This is a genomic window from Planotetraspora silvatica, from assembly GCF_016863315.1.
Classification (GTDB): domain Bacteria; phylum Actinomycetota; class Actinomycetes; order Streptosporangiales; family Streptosporangiaceae; genus Planotetraspora; species Planotetraspora silvatica.
Genome location: NZ_BOOQ01000041.1, coordinates 59,666 through 76,969 on the forward strand (window position 1 = coordinate 59,666; position 17,304 = coordinate 76,969).

The following is a 17,304-nucleotide window of genomic DNA, read 5'->3' on the forward strand; positions in this document are numbered from 1 at the left end:
GGTGCCTCCCACTGAGATATGTGGATCGAACCTAAAGCAACTTGTACAAACAAGCGAGACCAGTAAGTCGCACATTGATGTCAATAATGTGAACGGAGAGGTACCGGAACGATGGCGCGTTATGAACACATCGCGGGAGAACTGCGGGACGCGATCATCCGGGGCGACCATCCGATCGGGACTCAGCTCCCCACGGAGGCTGAGCTGGCCTCCCGTTTCAACGCGGCACGCGGAACGGTCCGCCAGGCCGTCGCCGTACTGGTCGCGGAAGGGCTCGTCGGCACCCGTCAGGGTGCGCGGCGGATCGTGCTCGGCAGCGAGCGCAGCCAGAGCTTCGCCGAGTTGCACAGCTTCGCCCAGTGGGCGCGCTCGGTCGGCCACCAGGCCGGCGGTCTCGTGCTGGACTCCCACCGCCGTCCGTCCACCCCGTCTGAGGCGGTACGGCTCGCGATCACGCCGGGCGAGGAGGTTCTCGTCGTGGTCCGGCTTCGCCGTCTCGACGGTGAGCCCGTCCTGGTGGAGCGGACCGTTTACGCGAACTGGATCGCCCCGGCCGTGGAGAAGCTCGACCCGGCCTGCGAGTCCGTCACCCAGGAGCTCTACGAGGCGGTCGGCCTCGTCTTCGCCTACGGCGAGCACCTGATCGACGCCGTCGCCGCGGGGGCCGAGGACGCGCGGCTGCTCGGCGTCCGCCGCGGCAGCCCCCTGCTGCGCCAGCGGCGCACGACCACGAGCCAGGAGGGGCGCCCGGTCGAGTGCTCCGACGACCGTTATCGGGCGGGCAGCGTCACCTTCAGCATCCGGAACTCCACGACCGCGAACTCCCTGGTCCGCAGGGCCGGAGATTGACGCGCCGCCGGGCCGGAAGATCCGCGGCAGGCCGAACCCGGAACCGCGCGACGGTGTCCTGTGAACGGCACTGGAACGGGCGTGCCGGGCGGGCTCCGGCTTTTCGAGTGAACGGCGTCCTTCGGGACGCGCGCCGTCGATGTGGCGACTTGCGTTCGATCTCCTGGGAACGTATGTTCGAAGTAGCGGGCATTCTGTCCGATTGATCCGCCCGTCTTCCCCCGGGTGGCAGTGGAGCCACAGGGAGAAGACGTCTTGAGCAGACTCTACGGTGATCCGATCGAGGTGTGGGTCCGGGACGGTCAACCTGCTCAGTTCGTCTGGCGGGACCGGCTCTACGCCGTACGGCAGGTGCAGGACCACTGGGTGGTCGCGCGCGAATGGTGGAAGACCAACGACGCCGACCCCGGAGAGCGGCGGTTCTGGCGGCTCGAGGCCGCCGCGGGCAGGGACGTCGGCACCTACGAACTGCGCTTCGACACCGCGAGCGGCGGCTGGCTCCTCCTGAGGGCCTGGGACTGATGGGAACGATCCGGGGTTTCCGATCAGGGGGGCTCTGATGACCTCCTTCACCCATCTGCACGTGGCCTCGGCCTACTCGCTCCGGTACGGCACGGCCTTCCCCGGCGCCCTCGTCCGGAGAGCGGCCGAGCAGGGCATGGACGCCCTCGCGCTGACCGACCGCGACGGTCTCTACGGCGCGGTCAAGCACATCCAGGCGTGCCATGCCGACGGCATCGCCCCGATCGTCGGCGTCGACCTCGCGACCGAGACGCGACCGGCCCGGCCGGGGGACGACCCGGCGCGGATCGTCGTGCTCGCCCGCTCCGGCGGCTGGGCCGCCCTGTGCCGTCTGGTCACCGCGGCCCACCACGTGGGGGAGCGGGGCGAGCCGTACGTGACGCCGGGGATGGTGGCCGAGCACGCGACGGGTCCCGACGGGGACCCCCGGCTGGTGGTGCTGCTCGGCCCGCGTTCCGGCGTCGGCCGCGCGGTCGCGGAGCGGCGGGACGACCAGGCCAGGTCCCTGCTGGCCGCCTGGCGCTCCGTGGTGCCCGGCCTGGTCGTCGAGCTGTCCGACCTGTTCGGCTACCACGACGCGAACGTCGCCACCCGCATGCTCGCGTTGGCCGGCTCGATGGGCGTGCCCGCCGTGCTCACCAACGCGGTGCGTTACCTCGACGCCGCCGGGCACCAGGTCGGCAACGTGCTCGACGCGGCACGCAAGCTCGTGCCCCTGCACACGCGGCACGTCGAGAACCCCACCGCGCACGCCTACCTGAAGGACGGCGGCGAGATGGCCCGCGTCGCCTTCAAGATCTGCGGGGGAGACTCCGACCGGGCGGCCCGTCTGCTGGAGCAGACACGCCGCGTCGCGGACGACTGCCGGCTGGACCCCGTCGAGATCGTCCCGCTCCTGGACGAGGACGACCCCCGGCTGCACCTGCCGGAGATCGGCGAGGATCCGGTCCCGCTGTTGCGGCACCGGTGCGAGGACGGGCTGATCGACCGCGGCATGGCCCGCTCGCGCGACGCCAGGGACCGTCTCGCCGCCGAGCTGGACATCATCGAGAAGAAGCGCTTGTCCGGATATTTCATCTCAGTGGCTGGCATCACGGACATGATCCGTTCGATGGGCATCCGCTGCGCGATCCGGGGCTCCGGCGCGGGCAGCCTGGTCAACCATCTCATCGGCATCGGCGAGGTGAACCCCCTCGAGCACGGCCTGCTGATGGAGCGTTTCCTCTCCGAGGGGCGCCGCGGCCTGCCCGACATCGACGTCGACGTGGAGTCCGCCCGCCGCCTCGACTGCTACCGGGCCATCCTCGGCCGGTACGGCGAGACGCGCGTGGCCTGCGTCTCCATGATGGAGACCTACCGCGCCCGCAGCGCGCTCCGCGACGTGGGAGCGGCCATGGGCCTGCCGCCGCATGAGATCGACGTCATCGCCAAGGCGTTCCCGCACGTCAGGGCCAAGCAGATCCGCGCAGCCCTGTCCGACCTGCCCGAGTTGCGCGACAGCGGGCTGAACGACCGGTCGCTGCAGAACATGTTCCGGCTGGCGGAGAGGCTCGACGGGCTGCCCCGGCACATCGCGCTCCACCCGTGCGGGGTGCTGATCGGCAACTCCACCCTCCGCGACCGGACGCCCGTGGAGCGCAGCCTGCTCGACTTCCCGATGTCGCAGTTCGACAAGGACGACGTCGAGGAGGCCGGCCTGCTCAAGCTCGACGTGCTCGGCGTGCGCATGCAGTCGTCGCTGGCCTACTCGCTGCGGGAGATCGAGAGGGTCGACGGCCGGAAGATCGACCTGGACGCCGTCCCCCATGACGACCAGCCCACCTACGACATGATCCGCATCGGCCGCACGCTCGGCTGTTTCCAGATCGAGTCGCCGGGCCAGCGGGAGCTGGTGGCCAAGCTCGAGCCCCGGACCATGCACGACCTGATCGTGGACATCTCGCTGTTCCGGCCGGGGCCGGTCAACTCCGACATGGTCACCCCCTACCTGGAGGCCAGGCACGGCTACCGCGAGCCGTACTACCCGCACGAGAGGCTGAGGGATGCGCTCCGGGAGACCAACGGGGTGGTCGTCTTCCACGAACAGGTCCTGAAGATCATCCATGTGATGACGGGGGAGGACCTGTCGTTCGCGGAGAAGATGCGCCGCACCCTCGGGACCCCGGCGGGCCGGGAGGTCGTCCGGTCGTGGTTCGTGCCGCTCGCCCGGAAGAAAGGCTTCGACGCCGCCGCGGTCGACAAGGCGTGGAAGGTGCTCGACGCGTTCGGCGGGTTCGGGTTCTGCAAGGCGCACGCGGCGGCGTTCGCGCTGCCCACCTACCAGTCGGCCTGGCTCAAGCGGCACCACGCGGCCGCCTTCTTCGCCGGAGTGCTCACTCACGAGCCCGGCATGTACCCCAACCGCGTGATCCTCGACGAGGCCCGCCAGTGCGGGGTCGACATCCTTCCGCTGGACATCAACCGCTCGGGCCGGGAATGGCTCGTGGAGCGGACGGGTCCCGTCGCGCCCGGCCGGCCGGGCGAGCTCAGGATCGGTGAGATCGGGCGCGGGTACGGCCTGCGTGTGCCGTTCTCCGCGGTCAAGGGGGCGAGCGACGCGGAGGTCGACCGGATGGTCGCGGGCCGGCCGTACACCTCGATGGCCGACTTCTGGGAACGGGCCCGCCCCTCGCGTCCGACGGCCGAGCGGATCGTCGAGGTCGGCGGCCTCGACGCGCTGTACGGCCTGCGGCCGGGCGAGCCCCGATGGCGTCCCGGCGAGCTGACGCGGCGCGACCTGATCGCCCAGGTGGGCGCCCTGGACCGGGCGTCCTCGACGGGCGTGAGCGCGTCCGGAGCGGCCGTGCAGCTTCCGATGGGATTCACCGAGCAGGTCACGCCGGGGGAGTTGCCGGAGATGACCGAGGCCGAGGCGGTCGAGGCGGAGCTGTCGATCCTCGGCATGGACGTCAGCCGTCACGTGATCGGCTTCCACGACGAGCTTCTCGACGCCATCGGCGTGACCAGGTCGAAGGACCTGCTGAAGCGGCGCAACGGGGCGGAGATCCTGGTCGCGGGGGTGAAGGTGGCCACCCAGACCCCGGCCGTGCGCTCGGGTCAGCGGGTCATCTTCGCGACACTCGACGACTCGACCGGCCCGATCGACCTGACGTTCTTCGAGTCGGTGCAGGCGCACACCGCGGCCACGGTGTTCGGGTCGTGGCTCCTGCTGGCCCGGGGTGTGGTCAGGCGCACCGGTGGGAGGGCCGTCTCGCTGCGGGCCGTCCACTGCTGGAACCTGCACGACCTCGACCGGCTGTGGCGGGCCGAGGGCATCGGCGCCGTCCGCGCCGTGCTGAACGAGCCGCCTTCTTCCGGCACGGGTGTGGGCGGGCGGCCCATCGAGTACGGCAACGGCTTCCGGCTCTCGCCCTACTCCGATATCGGGCCGACTCCCGGGGCGCGGGAAGGACGGATCCGCGGCCATCCGGCGGAGCCCCAGCGCCGGCTCTGGCATGCCAGCTCGGGCAGCTCCGGCCCGGCGCCCGGGCGGTGACGGTCTCGGACGGCGGGCTCCGCGTTCGGGCCGGAACTCGGGCCGGAGTTCGGGCCGGAGCTCGACGAGAAGACGTAGCTCGAGTGATGCGCCGGCGGACGGGCCTGGAGCCGCCGCTCCCGGAGCTCAGGGAACTGGTGGTCACGAGCCATCGGCGAGCGCCTGGTCTCCCCGAGAACGGTGATCTCCCGGACGGTGGCCGCGCAGAGAATGGCGGCGACGATCGTGGCGCCCAACTGGGGCAGGCCCGCGCCGGTCAGCCCGGCGTGCCCTGGCCGTACGAACACCAGGAACAGCGCCACCAGCCAGCTCGCCCACCAGCAGGCCCCAAGGAGGAGCCAGCGGGCGCGGCCGTCCTGGCCGGCCCCGGCGGGCCGCCGACCGGCGTCGCTCCAGGTGATCCCGGTGCGGCCCCCTCCGTCGCGGGAGGCTCCGCTCTCGCCGGCGTCGCGCCAGGCGCGGTCGGCCAGGACGAGCGGGGCCACCAGGTTGACCACGGGCACGAACCAGGCCGCGACGATCCCCAGCCGGGAGGCGCCGGGCAGGGCGCGACGCAGCCAGGTCAGATAGGCCGCTCCCGCCGCGATGGTCGCGATGGTCAGCGCCATCATCAGGATCGCGAACACCGTCACCGCGCCCGCCACCTGACGTGCTCCGGGCGCGTCGGGGTTTCCGCCGAATCCGGCGATCTGCTGGGCCAGCCGGTGCCCACGGGCCTCTTCGAAGACCACCAGCGCGGCCATCGCGACGACCTGGAGCGTGAGCCAGGCATACACGCCGGAGGCCGCACGGCTCACGGGTGACGAGGTCGACCACATGTGATTCTCCCCCCGGCGTGCGCGGAACTTGTCTCACTCCTATCCCGTCAGTGATCCTCTTAATCAGGTGAAGTCGTCCGGCCGGGCGCCGGAGGGGACACTCGCCGGCCGACGCGCTGTCCGGACCCGTCACCGTCGGCTCGTGCCCACGGCGTCCACGGGACGATGTCCCCACTGGACGCCCAGAGCGGCCACTATGCTGCCGCCTAGCCACAAGCGCGTATGTATCTAGCCAAAACGGGCCGACTACGCGATGTCTGACAATTTCACTGCAGATGGGTGATCACACTGAGCAGCCGGGAGACCTCGCCGAGCCGCATCCCCGGAGCAGGCGGGGACTCGGAACCCGCTTCGCCAGGGCATCTGCTGCTGGAGGGGCCCTCCGGCCGTGCCGCGGCATCGATGACCGCTCCCGAGGGTGCGCCCTCCGGAGCGGACGAGAGACCTTCGAGCCGTTTCCGCGGCGACATCGAAGGGCTCCGCGCGGTCGCCGTCGGGCTGGTGCTGCTCTACCACGCGGGAGTCTCCTTCCTTCCCGGTGGATTCGTCGGCGTCGACGTCTTCTTCGTCATCTCGGGATTCCTGATCACCACTCAGCTCGTGTCGGAGATGGGCAGGACCGGGACGATCTCACTCGTCCGGTTCTACGCCCGGCGGGCGAAGCGGCTGTTGCCGGCCGCGGGCATCGTCCTGCTGGTGACCGCGGTGCTGGCACGCTTCTTCATTCCGTCGACGCGGTGGAACGAGATCGGCGGGGACATCGTCGGCTCGGCTCTCTACGTGGTGAACTGGCGTTTCGCCGACCGGTCGGTGGACTATCTGGCCGAGGACTCCCAGCCTTCTCCGGTGCAGCACTTCTGGTCGCTGGCGGTGGAGGAGCAGTTCTACCTGGTGTGGCCGCTGCTGATCCTCGCCGCCATCGTGGTCGCGAAGATGATGCGCAGGGGGAGGAAGCCGACGCTCTGGGTGGGGCTCGCCCTGGTGATCATCCCGTCGTTCGCCTGGTCGCTGAGCGAGACGGCGAACGTCCCGGCCCGCGCGTACTTCGAGACGACCACCCGCATGTGGGAACTGGGCATCGGCGCGGCGGTGGCCCTCGCCGCGGGGGCGTTCACCCGGCTGCCACGCGGCCTGGCGATCGGCGTCGGCTGGGGCGGTCTGACCGCGATCGCCGCGGCCGGGTTGCTCATCACCACCGAGACGCCATGGCCCGGCTACGCCGCCGCCTTGCCGACGATCGGAGCCGCGGCGGTCATCGCGGCCGGATTCTCGGTGACCAGAGGAGGGCCGGCGTCGCTCCTCGCTCTGCGGCCCCTCCGCTGGATCGGCGGCCTGTCGTACTCGCTCTACCTGTGGCACTGGCCGCTGCTCGTGGCGGCGACCGCATACCTGGGCGGGCTGTCGACGACGCGCGGCCTGATCGTGGCAGGCGTCTCGATCATCCCGGCCTGGCTGACCGCCCGCGCCGTGGAGAACCCCCTCCGGCACTCCGCGGCCATCGCACGCTCGTCGCGGCTCGCTCTCAGCATGGGCGTCAACTTCACCCTCGTGGGCGTGGCCGCCGGCCTGGTCCTGCTGCTGGGCGTCACGGCCTCGCAGGCGCCGGCCGGTGCCGTCGCGCAGGGCGCGGCGGTCCTCGGTGACAAGCCGCGTGACGCCCCGGCCGGAGCCGTGGTGGACCACGTCGCGTGGATGACACCGACTCCCGCCGAGGCGGCGGCCGACGTCCCGGCGGCGTACGCCGACGGATGTCAGCAGGTCACGAACAAGACCGAGGTGGCCACCTGCGAATACGGAGACCGGGGCGGACAGGTCGACGTGGCCGTGGTCGGCGACTCCAAGATGGTCCAGTGGATGCCGGCGTTGCAGCCGATCGCCGAACAGAACGGCTGGCATGTGGTCACGTACTTCAAGTCCGCGTGCGCCTTCTCCCTGGCGACGACCCGATACGACGGCAAGCCGTACCAGTCGTGCCGCGACTGGACCGATGAGGTGCGCCGGCGGCTGAAGTCGGACCCGCCGGACTTCGTGATCACCTCGCAGGGACAGGGCAACGCGCTCGACGCCGGCGGCAAGGAGACCCAGAAGGCCATGACCGCCGGTCTGCGTGGCGCCTGGTCCGAGCTCACGTCGCTGGGGACGAAGGTCGTGGTGGTGGCCGACAACGCGCCCCCCGGCATCAACGTCTACGAGTGTGTGGAGAAGAACCCCGAGAAGTTGTCGGCCTGCGCGTTCGACCGCGCGCGATATGCCGGGAGTGCGGCGCCCACCCAGCATCTGGCCGTCAAGGGCCAGCCGAACGTGCGGATCGTCGACCTGTTCGACGCCATCTGTCCCGCCGAGCGGTGCGCGCCCGTGATCGGCAACGTGCTCGTCTACCGCCAGGGGTCGCACATCACGGCGACGTACGTCAAGTCGCTGACCGCGCAGCTTGCCGCGGCCCTGTCGAAGGCGAAACTTCCCGCCACGTATCAGCCGGGAGCGAGCTGAGGCGCCCGCCTCAGCCGGCGGTCCATTCGATGCGCGGAGGCCGTACGGCGGCGCAGAGCGGCTCGCCCTTGCCGTCGGTGAGCCGGAGGCGCCCGAGGAGCCGTCCTGAGCGGACCGCGGCGTCGACGGTCTCCGCGTCGACGGCGTCGAGCATCAGCTTCGCCCGGCGGAACATGCTGAAGACGCCCGCGTCGTCGACCGTGCCCCAGGACAGGTAGATGAACCGGCCGCCGGGACGGCCCTGGATGTGGGGACCCCTGAGGTCGACGCCGCCCGGCGTGGGGGCAACTGTGCACTCCAGCGTCCAGGCCGCCGAGGTCGCGTCACCGGGATGGAGGTCGAGCGGTTCGTCGCGGCGGTCCCGCCGCTGGACGCCGACATGGATGCCGGAGTAGCCGGGGAAGCCGTCACCGGGCGGGCACGTGCGGCCGGGCAGGTCCGACGCTTCGATGTGGATCCACACGCCGCAATCATCCGCCTCGGGACGACCGCCCGCTAACCGACCGCCTTAACCGACCGTCTGCTAACCGAGCACCAGGTCCCGGATGTCCCTCAGCGTGGGCTCGTCGCGCGGGCCCATGACCAGCAGGTTCGTCACCGGGCTCTTGCGCCACAGTTCGAGCCGTTCGCGGATGCGGCCGATGGGACCGACCAGGGAGATGCCGTCGGCGAGTTCGTCGGGGATCGCGGCGAACGCCTCGTCCCTGCGCCCCGCCAGATAGAGCGCCTGGATCCGCTCCGCGGCTTCGGCGTACCCCATCCGGCCCACGATGTCGGCGTGGAAGTTGCGCGCCTTGGCGCCCATGCCGCCGATGTAGAGGGTGAGCATCATCTTCACCCCGTCGATGGCGGCGCGCACGTCGTCGGTCACGATGACGTTCACCATGGCCGCGATGTCGAAGGCGGGTGCCGCGCCGGCGAGCGCCTCGCCGTACATCGCCTCGATCTTCTCGGGGAAGACGAAGAGCGGGAGCCAGCCCTGGGCGACCTCGGTGGCGAGCGCGACGTTCTTCGGGCCCTCCGCGCCGAGGTAGACGGGGATGTCGTCCCGGAGGGGATGAGTGATCAGCTTGAGCGGCTTGCCCAGGCCGCCGGGCAGCGGCAGGGGATAGTGCGGTCCCGGAGCGGTGACGGGCTCCTCCCGCCGCCAGACCTTCCGCATGATCTCGACGTACTCACGGGTTCTCGCGAGAGGCCGGGGGAACGGCTGGCCGTACCAGCCCTCGACCACCTGGGGCCCTGACGCGCCCACGCCGAGCAGCAGTCGCCCGCCGGTGAGGTGGTCGAGCGTCATCGCGGTCATCGCGGTGGTGACGGGAGGCCGCGCGGACAACTGGGCGACGCTGGTGCCGAGCTTGATCCTGCTGGTGCGCGCGCCGTACCAGGCGAGGGGGGTGAAGGCGTCGCTTCCGTAGGCCTCGGCCGTCCACACCGACTCGTAGCCGAGCCGTTCGGCCGTCTGGACCAGCTCGGTCGCGTCGTCCGCGTTCCGCTGCCAGTATCCGAGGTTCAGTCCCAGTCTGAGATCGTCCGCCACGCCACAAGTAGAACACGTTCTAGCCGAGTCGGCCAGCCGAAGGCGGATATGCGCGCTCCAGATGCACGGTTATCGCCTCCATCGCCGTCGCGGCGTCGCCGTCCCTGATCGCGCCGTAGATCCGGCGATGGTCGGCCTGGAGATCCCCGGTGTCGCCCAGCCGTACGACGGCGTCGATGGCGAAGCGCTGGACGGCCCCGCGCAGCGCCTGCATGATCGCCGACGTGAGCCGGTTGCCCGAGGCCTCGGCGATGGCGGCGTGGAAGGCGATGTCGTGCTCCACGAACTCCTCCGGGCTCCGCGCCGCGTCCATGGCCGCGAGGGCTTGCGCCATGGACTCCAGCCCCGTCCGCGAACGGGCCGCGTGCTCGGCGGACCACTGCTCGATCATCAGCCGGGTGTCGACCACCTCGCGCATCGACAGCGTGGCCAGGCCGAGGTGCAGGCGCAGCAGGCCGGTGAGCGCGCTGCCGGGCCGCGAGGTCAGTACGGCTCCCGCGTCCGGGCCACGTCCCACCTGCGACGACACCACACCCAGACTCTCCAGCACGCGGAGGGCCTCGCGGACGGACGACCGGCTCACCCCCAGTTGCTCGGCGAGTTGGCGTTCACCCGGCAGTCGGTCGCCCACGGTGAGGCCGTCGGCCGCGATCCGCTCCTCGATCCGCGCGAGGACTCCCTCGAAGGCGCGCACGCGAGCGGGGTTCTGCGCCTGCCCGCCGGACTCGCTCACGGGGCCTCCTCGGTCTCGCGTGGTACGGATGTGATGATGGATGTATGGTCTGACCATATTTGGTCTGACCATACACGCGGGAGGGCATGTGCGGGTCGCCCTGTTCATCACCTGTGTCAACGACACGCTTTTTCCGGGCACCGGGAAGGCGGTCGTGACCCTGCTCCGGAGGCTCGGCGTCGACGTCGACTTCCCGGAGGCGCAGACCTGTTGCGGGCAGATGCACCTCAACACCGGCTACCGCGAGGAGGGCGCACGGCTGGCGCACCACTTCGTGGACGTGTTCCGCGGCTACGACGCCGTCGTCGTCCCCTCGGGGTCGTGCGGCGCGATGGTGCGGGAGCAGTACCCCAAACTGGCGGACGGCGGCGCCTTCGCTGAGGCGGTGGCCGCGACGGTCCCGCGGGTGTACGACCTGTCGGAGTTCCTGATCGACGTGCTCGGGGTCACCGATGTCGGCGCCTACTTCCCCCACCGGGTCACATACCATCCGACCTGCCACTCGCTCCGGGGGCTCCACCTGGGTGACCGGCCGAGAAGGCTGCTCGAGCAGGTCAAGGGCCTGGAGCTCGTCCCGTTGCCGGGTGCTGAGGAGTGTTGCGGCTTCGGCGGCACCTTTGCTGTGAAAAATCCGGATATATCGGCGGCCATGTGCGGCGACAAGGTCCGCAACGTGCTGGACACGGGCGCCGAGGTGCTCTGCGCGGCCGACAACTCCTGCCTGATGCACATCGGCGGAACGCTCACCCGTCAGAAGGCGGGCGTGCGGGTCATGCATCTCGCCGAGATCCTGGCGTCCACCGCACCGGGCGACACCCACGAACGGGGGGACTCGCGATGAGCCGCACCTTCCTCGGCATGCCGGGAACCGTCTCCATGATGGGCTACTCCGGCAAGGAGGGCTTCCCCGAGAACGCCGCGAAAGCCGTGCGGAACTCCCAGCTCAGGTTCAACCTGCGCAAGGCGACCGGGACGATCCGCGGCAGGCGGGCGAGCGTCGTGGGGGAGCTGCCCGACTGGCCGGACCTGCGCCAGGCCGGCAAGGCGATCAAGGACCACACCCTCCGCAATCTCGACACCTACCTCGTCCAGCTCGAGGAGGCCGTCACGAAGGCCGGCGGCCACGTGCACTGGGCCCGTGACGCCGCCGAGGCCAACAGGATCGTCACCGACCTCGTCAAGGCCACGGGCGAGACGCAGGTGGTCAAGGTCAAGTCGATGGCCACTCAGGAGATCGGGCTCAACGAGGCCCTGCACGACGAGGGCATCACCGCGTACGAGACGGACCTGGCCGAGCTGATCGTCCAGCTCGGGGACGACTGGCCCTCCCACATCCTGGTCCCGGCCATCCACCGGAACCGGTCGGAGATCCGCGAGATCTTCGTCCGGCACATGTCCGAGTGGGGCCGTCCCGCGCCGGAGAAGCTCACCGACGACCCCGCGGCCCTGGCCGAGGCCGCCCGCCTGCACCTGCGGGAACGCTTCCTGGCCACCAAGGTGGCCATCTCCGGGGCCAACTTCATGGTCGCGGAGACCGGGACGCTGGTCGTGCTGGAGTCCGAGGGCAACGGCCGGATGTGCCTGACCCTCCCGGAGACGCTGATCAGCGTGGTGGGCATCGAGAAGCTGCTGCCGACCTGGCGCGATCTCGAGGTGTTCCTCCAACTGCTGCCCAGAAGCTCGACCGGCGAGCGGATGAATCCGTACACCTCGATGTGGACCGGCGCGACCGAAGGCCAGGAGTTCCACCTCGTCCTGCTCGACAACGGCCGCACCCGCGTGCTCGCCGACGACCTCGGCCGCCAGGCGCTGCGCTGCATTCGCTGCTCGGCCTGCCTCAACGTCTGCCCCGTCTACGAACGCTCAGGCGGTCACGCGTACGGATCGGTATATCCGGGGCCGATCGGTGCGATCCTCACGCCGCAGCTTCGCGGGATGGAGTCCGAGCTCGACCGGTCGCTGCCGTACGCCAGCTCGCTCTGCGGCGCGTGCTACGAGGTGTGCCCGGTCGCCATCGACATCCCGTCGGTCCTGGTCGAGCTGCGCGGCCGGAGCCGTCACCCGGTGGCGGAACGCGCGGGCATGGCCGCCGCCGGGTGGGTCCTCAACCGGTCGGGGCGACTGGCCCGGGCCCAGCGGATGGGCGGCCGGATGCGCCGCCTCGTCCCGAAGCGGCTGCCGGGGCCGCTCGGCGGGTGGACCGACACCCGCGACCTCCCCGACATCCCGAAGGAGTCGTTCCGCGACTGGTGGAACCGTACGGACGGAGGCTCACGATGAGCGCCCGCGATGTGATCCTCGCGCGCGTCCGCGCCGCGGTCGAGGGCGTCCCCGACGTCGAGATCCCCCGGTCCTACCGCGGTGCCGCTCCCGCCTCCGAGGGGCTGGTGGACCTGCTGGCGGAGCGTGTGCGCCACTACAAGGCCGCCGTCCACGTCGTGGAGGAGGCCGGGGTCGCGGAACTCGTCGCCGCGTCGCTGGCCGAGCGCCGCGCCCGGCGGCTCGTCGTGCCAGAGGGGTTCCCGGAGCCCTGGCTGCCGGCCCAGGGCTTCGAACGGATCGGCGACGAGCCGAGGCTGAGCGCGTCCGACCTCGACACGGCCGACGGGATCCTGACGACGTGCGCCGTCGCGATAGCGGAGACGGGGACGATCGTGCTGGACGCCGGGGCGGGTCAGGGCCGGCGGGCGCTGACGCTCCTGCCGGACTTCCACCTGTGCGTCGTACGGCAGGACCAGATCGTGGCGAACGTCCCCGACGCCGTCGCCCGCCTCGACCCGGCGCGCCCCCTGACCTGGATCAGCGGCCCGTCCGCCACCAGTGACATCGAGCTCAACCGGGTCGAGGGCGTCCACGGCCCCCGGATCCTCGAGGTGGTCATCGTGACCCCGGCCGCCACCTGACGGCCGCCTTCACCAGTGGCGTTGCACCCCCAGCCCGAGCGCCTCGGCGACCTGGCCGACGTTCTGGTACCTGAGGTCGGGCAGGTCGCGTACGGCCCGCAGCACGGCGTCGGGGGCGTTCTTGGCCTCGGCGTGGGTGAGGAGGTCGTGCGCGGCCGCCGGGTAGCGGGCGTCGCTGAGCCATTTCGCGAGGTTGCTGCGGCGTTCCACGTCAGCGGGCGTGATGCCGATCGGGGTGCCGGGCTCGTGGCCGGGGGGCGTCGTGCGGGGTGTCAGGTCGTCCTCCGGCAGTTGTGCGGGCTCGGGTTCCCTCCATTCCTCGGCGTGGGTCGTCCCGGCGCCGCGCACGAGGCCCCCGGTCTCGTGTTTCCGCTCATCCTCGAGACGAGGGCCGTGCTCGGCGCTGCCACGTTGGATACTCATGACCTCACCTCCCGAATAGGGTCATGAGGTGCCTCGTACCCGGCCGGGCCGCCCCAAACATCGGCGACGGCCTGCCCGGAACGTGCGCAGGCCCTGGTGGGCGAAGAAACAGACGAGGAATCGGCATCCCCCTGGAGTGGCGCTGTGTTCGACGAGCAGCTGACGATCAACACCGAACGACTGGTCCTGCGGCCGTTCGGACCCCAGGACGCCGTCATGGTCCGGACGGTCATCAACGAGGGGGCGTACTCCACCGCGCTGCCGCCCGGCGCCCCCGGGCATCCGGCGGGGATACCGCAGTGGTTGTCCCAGGGCGTCCATGAGCTGTGGCGCTCCGGTCAGGGGATCCACCTCGCCATGGAGACCTCAGGGGCCCTCGTCGGTGCGATCAGCCTGTTCAAGACCCAGTGGGGCGCCGCCACGTCGGAGGTGGGGTACGGCGTGCATCCGGCGTACCGCGGCCGGGGCTACGCGACCGAGGCCGTCAGGGGTCTGACCGGCCGCCTGCTCCGTCCGGACGCCCTGCGCCGGATCGAGTTGCGGGCCAACGCCGACAACGTCGCGTCCATCCGGGTGGCGGAGAAGGCCGGCTTCACCCGCGAGGGGCTGCTGCGCGGTGCGGGGTTCGAGGACGACGGCCCGCACGACCTGGTGGTCTTCGGCATGCTCCGCGGCGACACCAGCGTGGAGCGCCGTCTGGAGAGCGACCGGCTGATCCTGCGGCCTTTCGTCAAGCGCGACGCCTTCGACCTGCTGGCCGCGGTGCGGGACGACGCCGAGATCGGCCGCTGGATGCCGTGGGCGGAGGGCTTCACGCTCGAGCGCGCGCTCGACTGGTGCACCCGTGTCGCGCACCCCGCAGGCGCGGCCATCGGCGGCAATTTCGCCATCGAGCCGCGGGAGGGCGGGCGCCTGGCCGGCGCCATCGGCATCCAGCGCGAGGACCATGAGCGGGGCGACGTCGAGGTCGGGTACTGGATCTCGCCCTGGGCCCGGCGGCAGGGATACGCGGCGGAGGCGACCAGGATCGTCACCGCGCACCTGCTCGACGCGGGGTTCCACCGCGTTCACCTGCTGGTCGCGACGGGTAACCACGCCAGTCAGGCGGTCGCCAGAAGGGCCGGTTTCATCGAGGAGGGCATCCTGCGCAAGGCGCTTCCCGTGCATGGCGGGCGGGCCGATGCCGTACTGTTCAGTGTCCTTAAAGGGGAAATTAAGTGAGAAAAGGTAAAAAATTTCCTCGCCACCTGGGCCTATCGGTCAAGAGGCGCCCATGATTGGGCCCGGAGGGTTATCCTCACGAGCCGGATCACGTCTCCGCAGGTCAAGGCATGGGAGATCAGTAAATGAAACCGCCGCTGTTGCTCATCGGTCACGGTACCCACGATGAGACCGGCGTGGCCGAGTTCGGCAGAGTCGTGCACCGCCTCCGCTGCCGCCTCGACGCACTGCCCGCGGAGGTGAGCGGCGGTTTCATCACCAACGCCCGCCCTCCGCTGAGTGAATCCGTCTCCTCTCTCGTGGCACGTGGGCACCACCACGTGATCGCGGTGCCCCTGAGCCTCACCGGCGACCGTCACGCCCTCGGCGACGTCCCCGGCACGATGGCGCTCGAACAGGAGCGGCACCCGACGCTCGAATACGACCTCGGCCGGCCACTGGGCGCCGACCCCCGCGTGCTCGGCATCCTCGCGGAGCGGCTCGCGGACGCCCGCGCGGAGATGCCCAGGCTGGTGACCGACGAGGTGCCCGAGTTCATCGGCCCGGCGGAGACCGCCGTGGTGCTGGTCGGCCACGGCTCCGCCGATCCCGAGGTGAACGCCGAGGTCCACCGGGTATCCCGGCTCTTCTGGGAGACGCACGCGCCCGACCTGCTCACGGTCGAGACGGCCTACGTCTCGCACTCCCGTCCCGGGGTCCCCGGCGGTCTGGAGCGCTGCCGCAGGCTCGGCGCCAAGCGGGTGATCGTCCTGCCGTACATCCTGTTCGCCGGGGCTGTGCTGGAGCGCATCTGGGCGCAGGCCCTTGCCTACGGCGCCAACCACGAGGGTATCGACATCCGCTGCGCCGAGGTCATCGGCGACTGCGAAGGCCTCGCCGACGTCGTGATCGACCGTTACGAGGAGGCCCTCGCCGGCGCGGGTGATTGGCCGGCGTCGCGCCGCTACCATGACATGCTCACGATCGAATCGCCCGTGCGCGCCAGGCTCGTCGTGTCCCCCGACGCGGAAGCAGGCGCCGACCGCGAGCCCGGCCTCGACGCGGAGATCGGCGCCGAACTCGAGGCGGAGTTCGACGCGGAGATCGAGCCGGGGCTCGATGCCGGGACGGGGATCCCCAGCGCCGTCTGAAGGAGTGAGCATGACCCTGCTCGACGCGACAGTCGCCGCCATCTGGCCGGTCGACCCGGTCGCGATGGCTGAGGCACGAACTCATCAGGACCGTCTCACGAAGCCGCGGGGCTCCCTCGGCGCCCTCGAGGACGTCGCGGTACGGCTCGCCGGAGTCGCCGCGTCCTGCCCCCCGCCGCTCCCCGTGCCCGCCGCGCTGGCGATCTTCGCCGCCGACCACGGGGTCCACGCCCAGGGGGTCAGCCCCTGGCCGCAGGAGGTCACCGCCCAGATGGTGGCCAACTTCGCCGCGGGAGGCGCCGTCGCCAACGCGTTCGCCGCGCAGGTCGGCGCATCGGTGACGGTGGTCGACGTCGGGGTGGCCGCGGATCTGCCCTCGATGCCCGGAGTGTCGTCCCGCAAGGTCGCGTACGGCACGGCGGACCTGTCCCAGGGCCCCGCGATGACACGCGAGCAGGCCCTCCAGGCGCTCGCCGCCGGCATCGAGACCGCGGGGGATCTCGTCGCGGCAGGCAACCGCTGCCTGATCACCGGTGACATGGGAATCGCCAACACCACCGCCTCGGCCGCACTGATCAGCGTGTTCACCGGCCGTGACCCGGCGTCCGCCACAGGGCGCGGCACCGGCGTGGACGACGCCATGTACCAGCACAAGATCGATGTGGTCCGCCGTGCGCTCACGGCCAACGGCTACGCGGAGGCGGGAGCCGTACCGCAGGGGCAGGACGCCGTCCTCCAGGCGCTCGCGGCCGTCGGCGGGTTCGAGCACGCGGGGATCGCCGGGCTGATCCTCGGCGCGGCGGCGGCCCGGGTGCCCGTCATCCTCGACGGCGTGATCGCGGGAGCGGCCGCCCTCGTCGCGACGGCGCTCGCCCCCGAGGCGGCGGGCTACTGCGTCGCCGGCCACCGCTCGGCCGAGCCCGGCCACTCGGTGGCGCTCTCCTACCTCGGGCTCCGCCCCCTGGTCGACCTCGAGCTCCGTCTCGGGGAGGGCACGGGCGGGCTGCTCGCGCATCCGCTTGTCAGCGCCGCGGTGCGGGTCATGCACGACGTGGCCACGTTCGACTCCGCAGGGGTGGCGGACAAGGAGCGTTGACTCCCGGAATCCACCCATGACCTGATGGACTACCGATAAGTCTCATC

The 17,304-nt window shown here is 71.0% G+C and carries 14 protein-coding genes; 10 read left to right on the forward strand and 4 right to left on the reverse strand.

All coding sequences use genetic code 11. The annotated features are described in order from the left end of the window. Positions 1-111: 111 nt before the first annotated feature. The 4 genes from Psi02_RS28540 to Psi02_RS28555 all read left to right on the forward strand — a co-directional run bounded on the left by Psi02_RS28540 (position 112) and on the right by Psi02_RS28555 (position 8,214). Complete coding sequence (locus Psi02_RS28540) at positions 112-849, forward strand: GntR family transcriptional regulator (RefSeq protein ID WP_203978938.1); 738 nt, start codon at positions 112-114, stop codon at positions 847-849. A gap of 255 nt (positions 850-1,104) precedes the next feature. After that, on the forward strand, positions 1,105-1,371 hold the full coding sequence (locus Psi02_RS28545) for a DUF6504 family protein (RefSeq protein ID WP_203885581.1): 267 nt from the start codon (positions 1,105-1,107) through the stop codon (positions 1,369-1,371). A 37-nt stretch (positions 1,372-1,408) separates the two neighbouring features. Next, the gene (locus tag Psi02_RS28550; protein WP_203978939.1) at positions 1,409-4,906 is read left to right on the forward strand and encodes a DNA polymerase III subunit alpha; all 3,498 of its coding nucleotides are present in this window, start codon (positions 1,409-1,411) and stop codon (positions 4,904-4,906) included. A gap of 1,097 nt (positions 4,907-6,003) precedes the next feature. Then, on the forward strand, positions 6,004-8,214 hold the full coding sequence (locus Psi02_RS28555) for an acyltransferase family protein (RefSeq protein ID WP_203978940.1): 2,211 nt from the start codon (positions 6,004-6,006) through the stop codon (positions 8,212-8,214). A 10-nt stretch (positions 8,215-8,224) separates the two neighbouring features. Here Psi02_RS28555 and Psi02_RS28560 read toward each other — a convergent pair whose 3' ends face one another. The 3 genes from Psi02_RS28560 to Psi02_RS28570 are packed head-to-tail and all read right to left on the reverse strand — an operon-like array spanning position 8,225 to position 10,484. Beyond that, a complete protein-coding gene (locus Psi02_RS28560; RefSeq protein ID WP_203978941.1) occupies positions 8,225-8,677 on the reverse strand; it encodes a DUF5990 family protein in 453 nt (150 codons plus the stop codon). A 60-nt stretch (positions 8,678-8,737) separates the two neighbouring features. Continuing rightward, positions 8,738-9,751 carry an LLM class F420-dependent oxidoreductase gene (locus Psi02_RS28565; RefSeq protein ID WP_203978942.1) on the reverse strand — a complete coding sequence of 338 codons (1,014 nt, stop codon included), beginning with the start codon at positions 9,749-9,751 and terminating at the stop codon, positions 8,738-8,740. A 19-nt stretch (positions 9,752-9,770) separates the two neighbouring features. Next, complete coding sequence (locus Psi02_RS28570) at positions 9,771-10,484, reverse strand: FadR/GntR family transcriptional regulator (RefSeq protein ID WP_239095233.1); 714 nt, start codon at positions 10,482-10,484, stop codon at positions 9,771-9,773. 88 nt (positions 10,485-10,572) lie between these two features. Here Psi02_RS28570 and Psi02_RS28575 point away from each other — a divergent pair, with 88 nt between their 5' ends. Genes Psi02_RS28575 through Psi02_RS28585 form a run of 3 tightly spaced genes read left to right on the forward strand, consistent with a single transcriptional unit; the run spans position 10,573 to position 13,387 of the window. Continuing rightward, on the forward strand, positions 10,573-11,325 hold the full coding sequence (locus Psi02_RS28575; RefSeq protein WP_203978944.1) for a (Fe-S)-binding protein: 753 nt from the start codon (positions 10,573-10,575) through the stop codon (positions 11,323-11,325). Then, positions 11,322-12,764, forward strand: coding sequence for a lactate utilization protein B (locus Psi02_RS28580; RefSeq protein WP_373317696.1), 1,443 nt, complete (start codon positions 11,322-11,324; stop codon positions 12,762-12,764). Before Psi02_RS28575 ends, Psi02_RS28580 begins: the two co-directional genes overlap by 4 nt. Continuing rightward, entirely contained in the window at positions 12,761-13,387 is a 627-nt protein-coding gene (locus Psi02_RS28585) for a LutC/YkgG family protein (protein WP_203978945.1), read from the forward strand. Before Psi02_RS28580 ends, Psi02_RS28585 begins: the two co-directional genes overlap by 4 nt. Positions 13,388-13,396: 9 nt before the next feature. Here the strand turns inward: Psi02_RS28585 and Psi02_RS28590 are convergent, their stop codons facing one another. Continuing rightward, positions 13,397-13,810 (reverse strand): DUF2795 domain-containing protein, encoded by a 414-nt coding sequence (locus Psi02_RS28590; protein WP_203978946.1) that lies wholly within the window; start codon positions 13,808-13,810, stop codon positions 13,397-13,399. A gap of 144 nt (positions 13,811-13,954) precedes the next feature. On the opposite strand from Psi02_RS28590, the gene Psi02_RS28595 reads away from it, so the two are divergent. From Psi02_RS28595 to cobT, 3 genes are all read left to right on the forward strand, one after another. Beyond that, the gene (locus tag Psi02_RS28595) at positions 13,955-15,031 is read left to right on the forward strand and encodes a GNAT family N-acetyltransferase (protein ID WP_203978947.1); all 1,077 of its coding nucleotides are present in this window, start codon (positions 13,955-13,957) and stop codon (positions 15,029-15,031) included. A 125-nt stretch (positions 15,032-15,156) separates the two neighbouring features. Further along, the gene (locus tag Psi02_RS28600) at positions 15,157-16,161 is read left to right on the forward strand and encodes a sirohydrochlorin chelatase (protein WP_203978948.1); all 1,005 of its coding nucleotides are present in this window, start codon (positions 15,157-15,159) and stop codon (positions 16,159-16,161) included. 10 nt (positions 16,162-16,171) lie between these two features. After that, complete coding sequence (gene cobT, locus Psi02_RS28605) at positions 16,172-17,257, forward strand: nicotinate-nucleotide--dimethylbenzimidazole phosphoribosyltransferase (protein ID WP_203978949.1); 1,086 nt, start codon at positions 16,172-16,174, stop codon at positions 17,255-17,257. The last annotated feature ends 47 nt before the right edge of the window (positions 17,258-17,304 follow it).

Coding starts and splice junctions, on each gene's coding strand:
- Psi02_RS28540 (WP_203978938.1), top strand. CDS start 112: ATGGCGCGTTATGAACACATCGCGGGAGAACTGCGGGACGCGATCATC.
- Psi02_RS28550 (WP_203978939.1), top strand. CDS start 1,409: ATGACCTCCTTCACCCATCTGCACGTGGCCTCGGCCTACTCGCTCCGG.
- Psi02_RS28580 (WP_373317696.1), top strand. CDS start 11,322: ATGAGCCGCACCTTCCTCGGCATGCCGGGAACCGTCTCCATGATGGGC.
- Psi02_RS28585 (WP_203978945.1), top strand. CDS start 12,761: ATGAGCGCCCGCGATGTGATCCTCGCGCGCGTCCGCGCCGCGGTCGAG.
- Psi02_RS28590 (WP_203978946.1), bottom strand. CDS start 13,810: ATGAGTATCCAACGTGGCAGCGCCGAGCACGGCCCTCGTCTCGAGGAT.
- Psi02_RS28600 (WP_203978948.1), top strand. CDS start 15,157: ATGAAACCGCCGCTGTTGCTCATCGGTCACGGTACCCACGATGAGACC.
- cobT (WP_203978949.1), top strand. CDS start 16,172: ATGACCCTGCTCGACGCGACAGTCGCCGCCATCTGGCCGGTCGACCCG.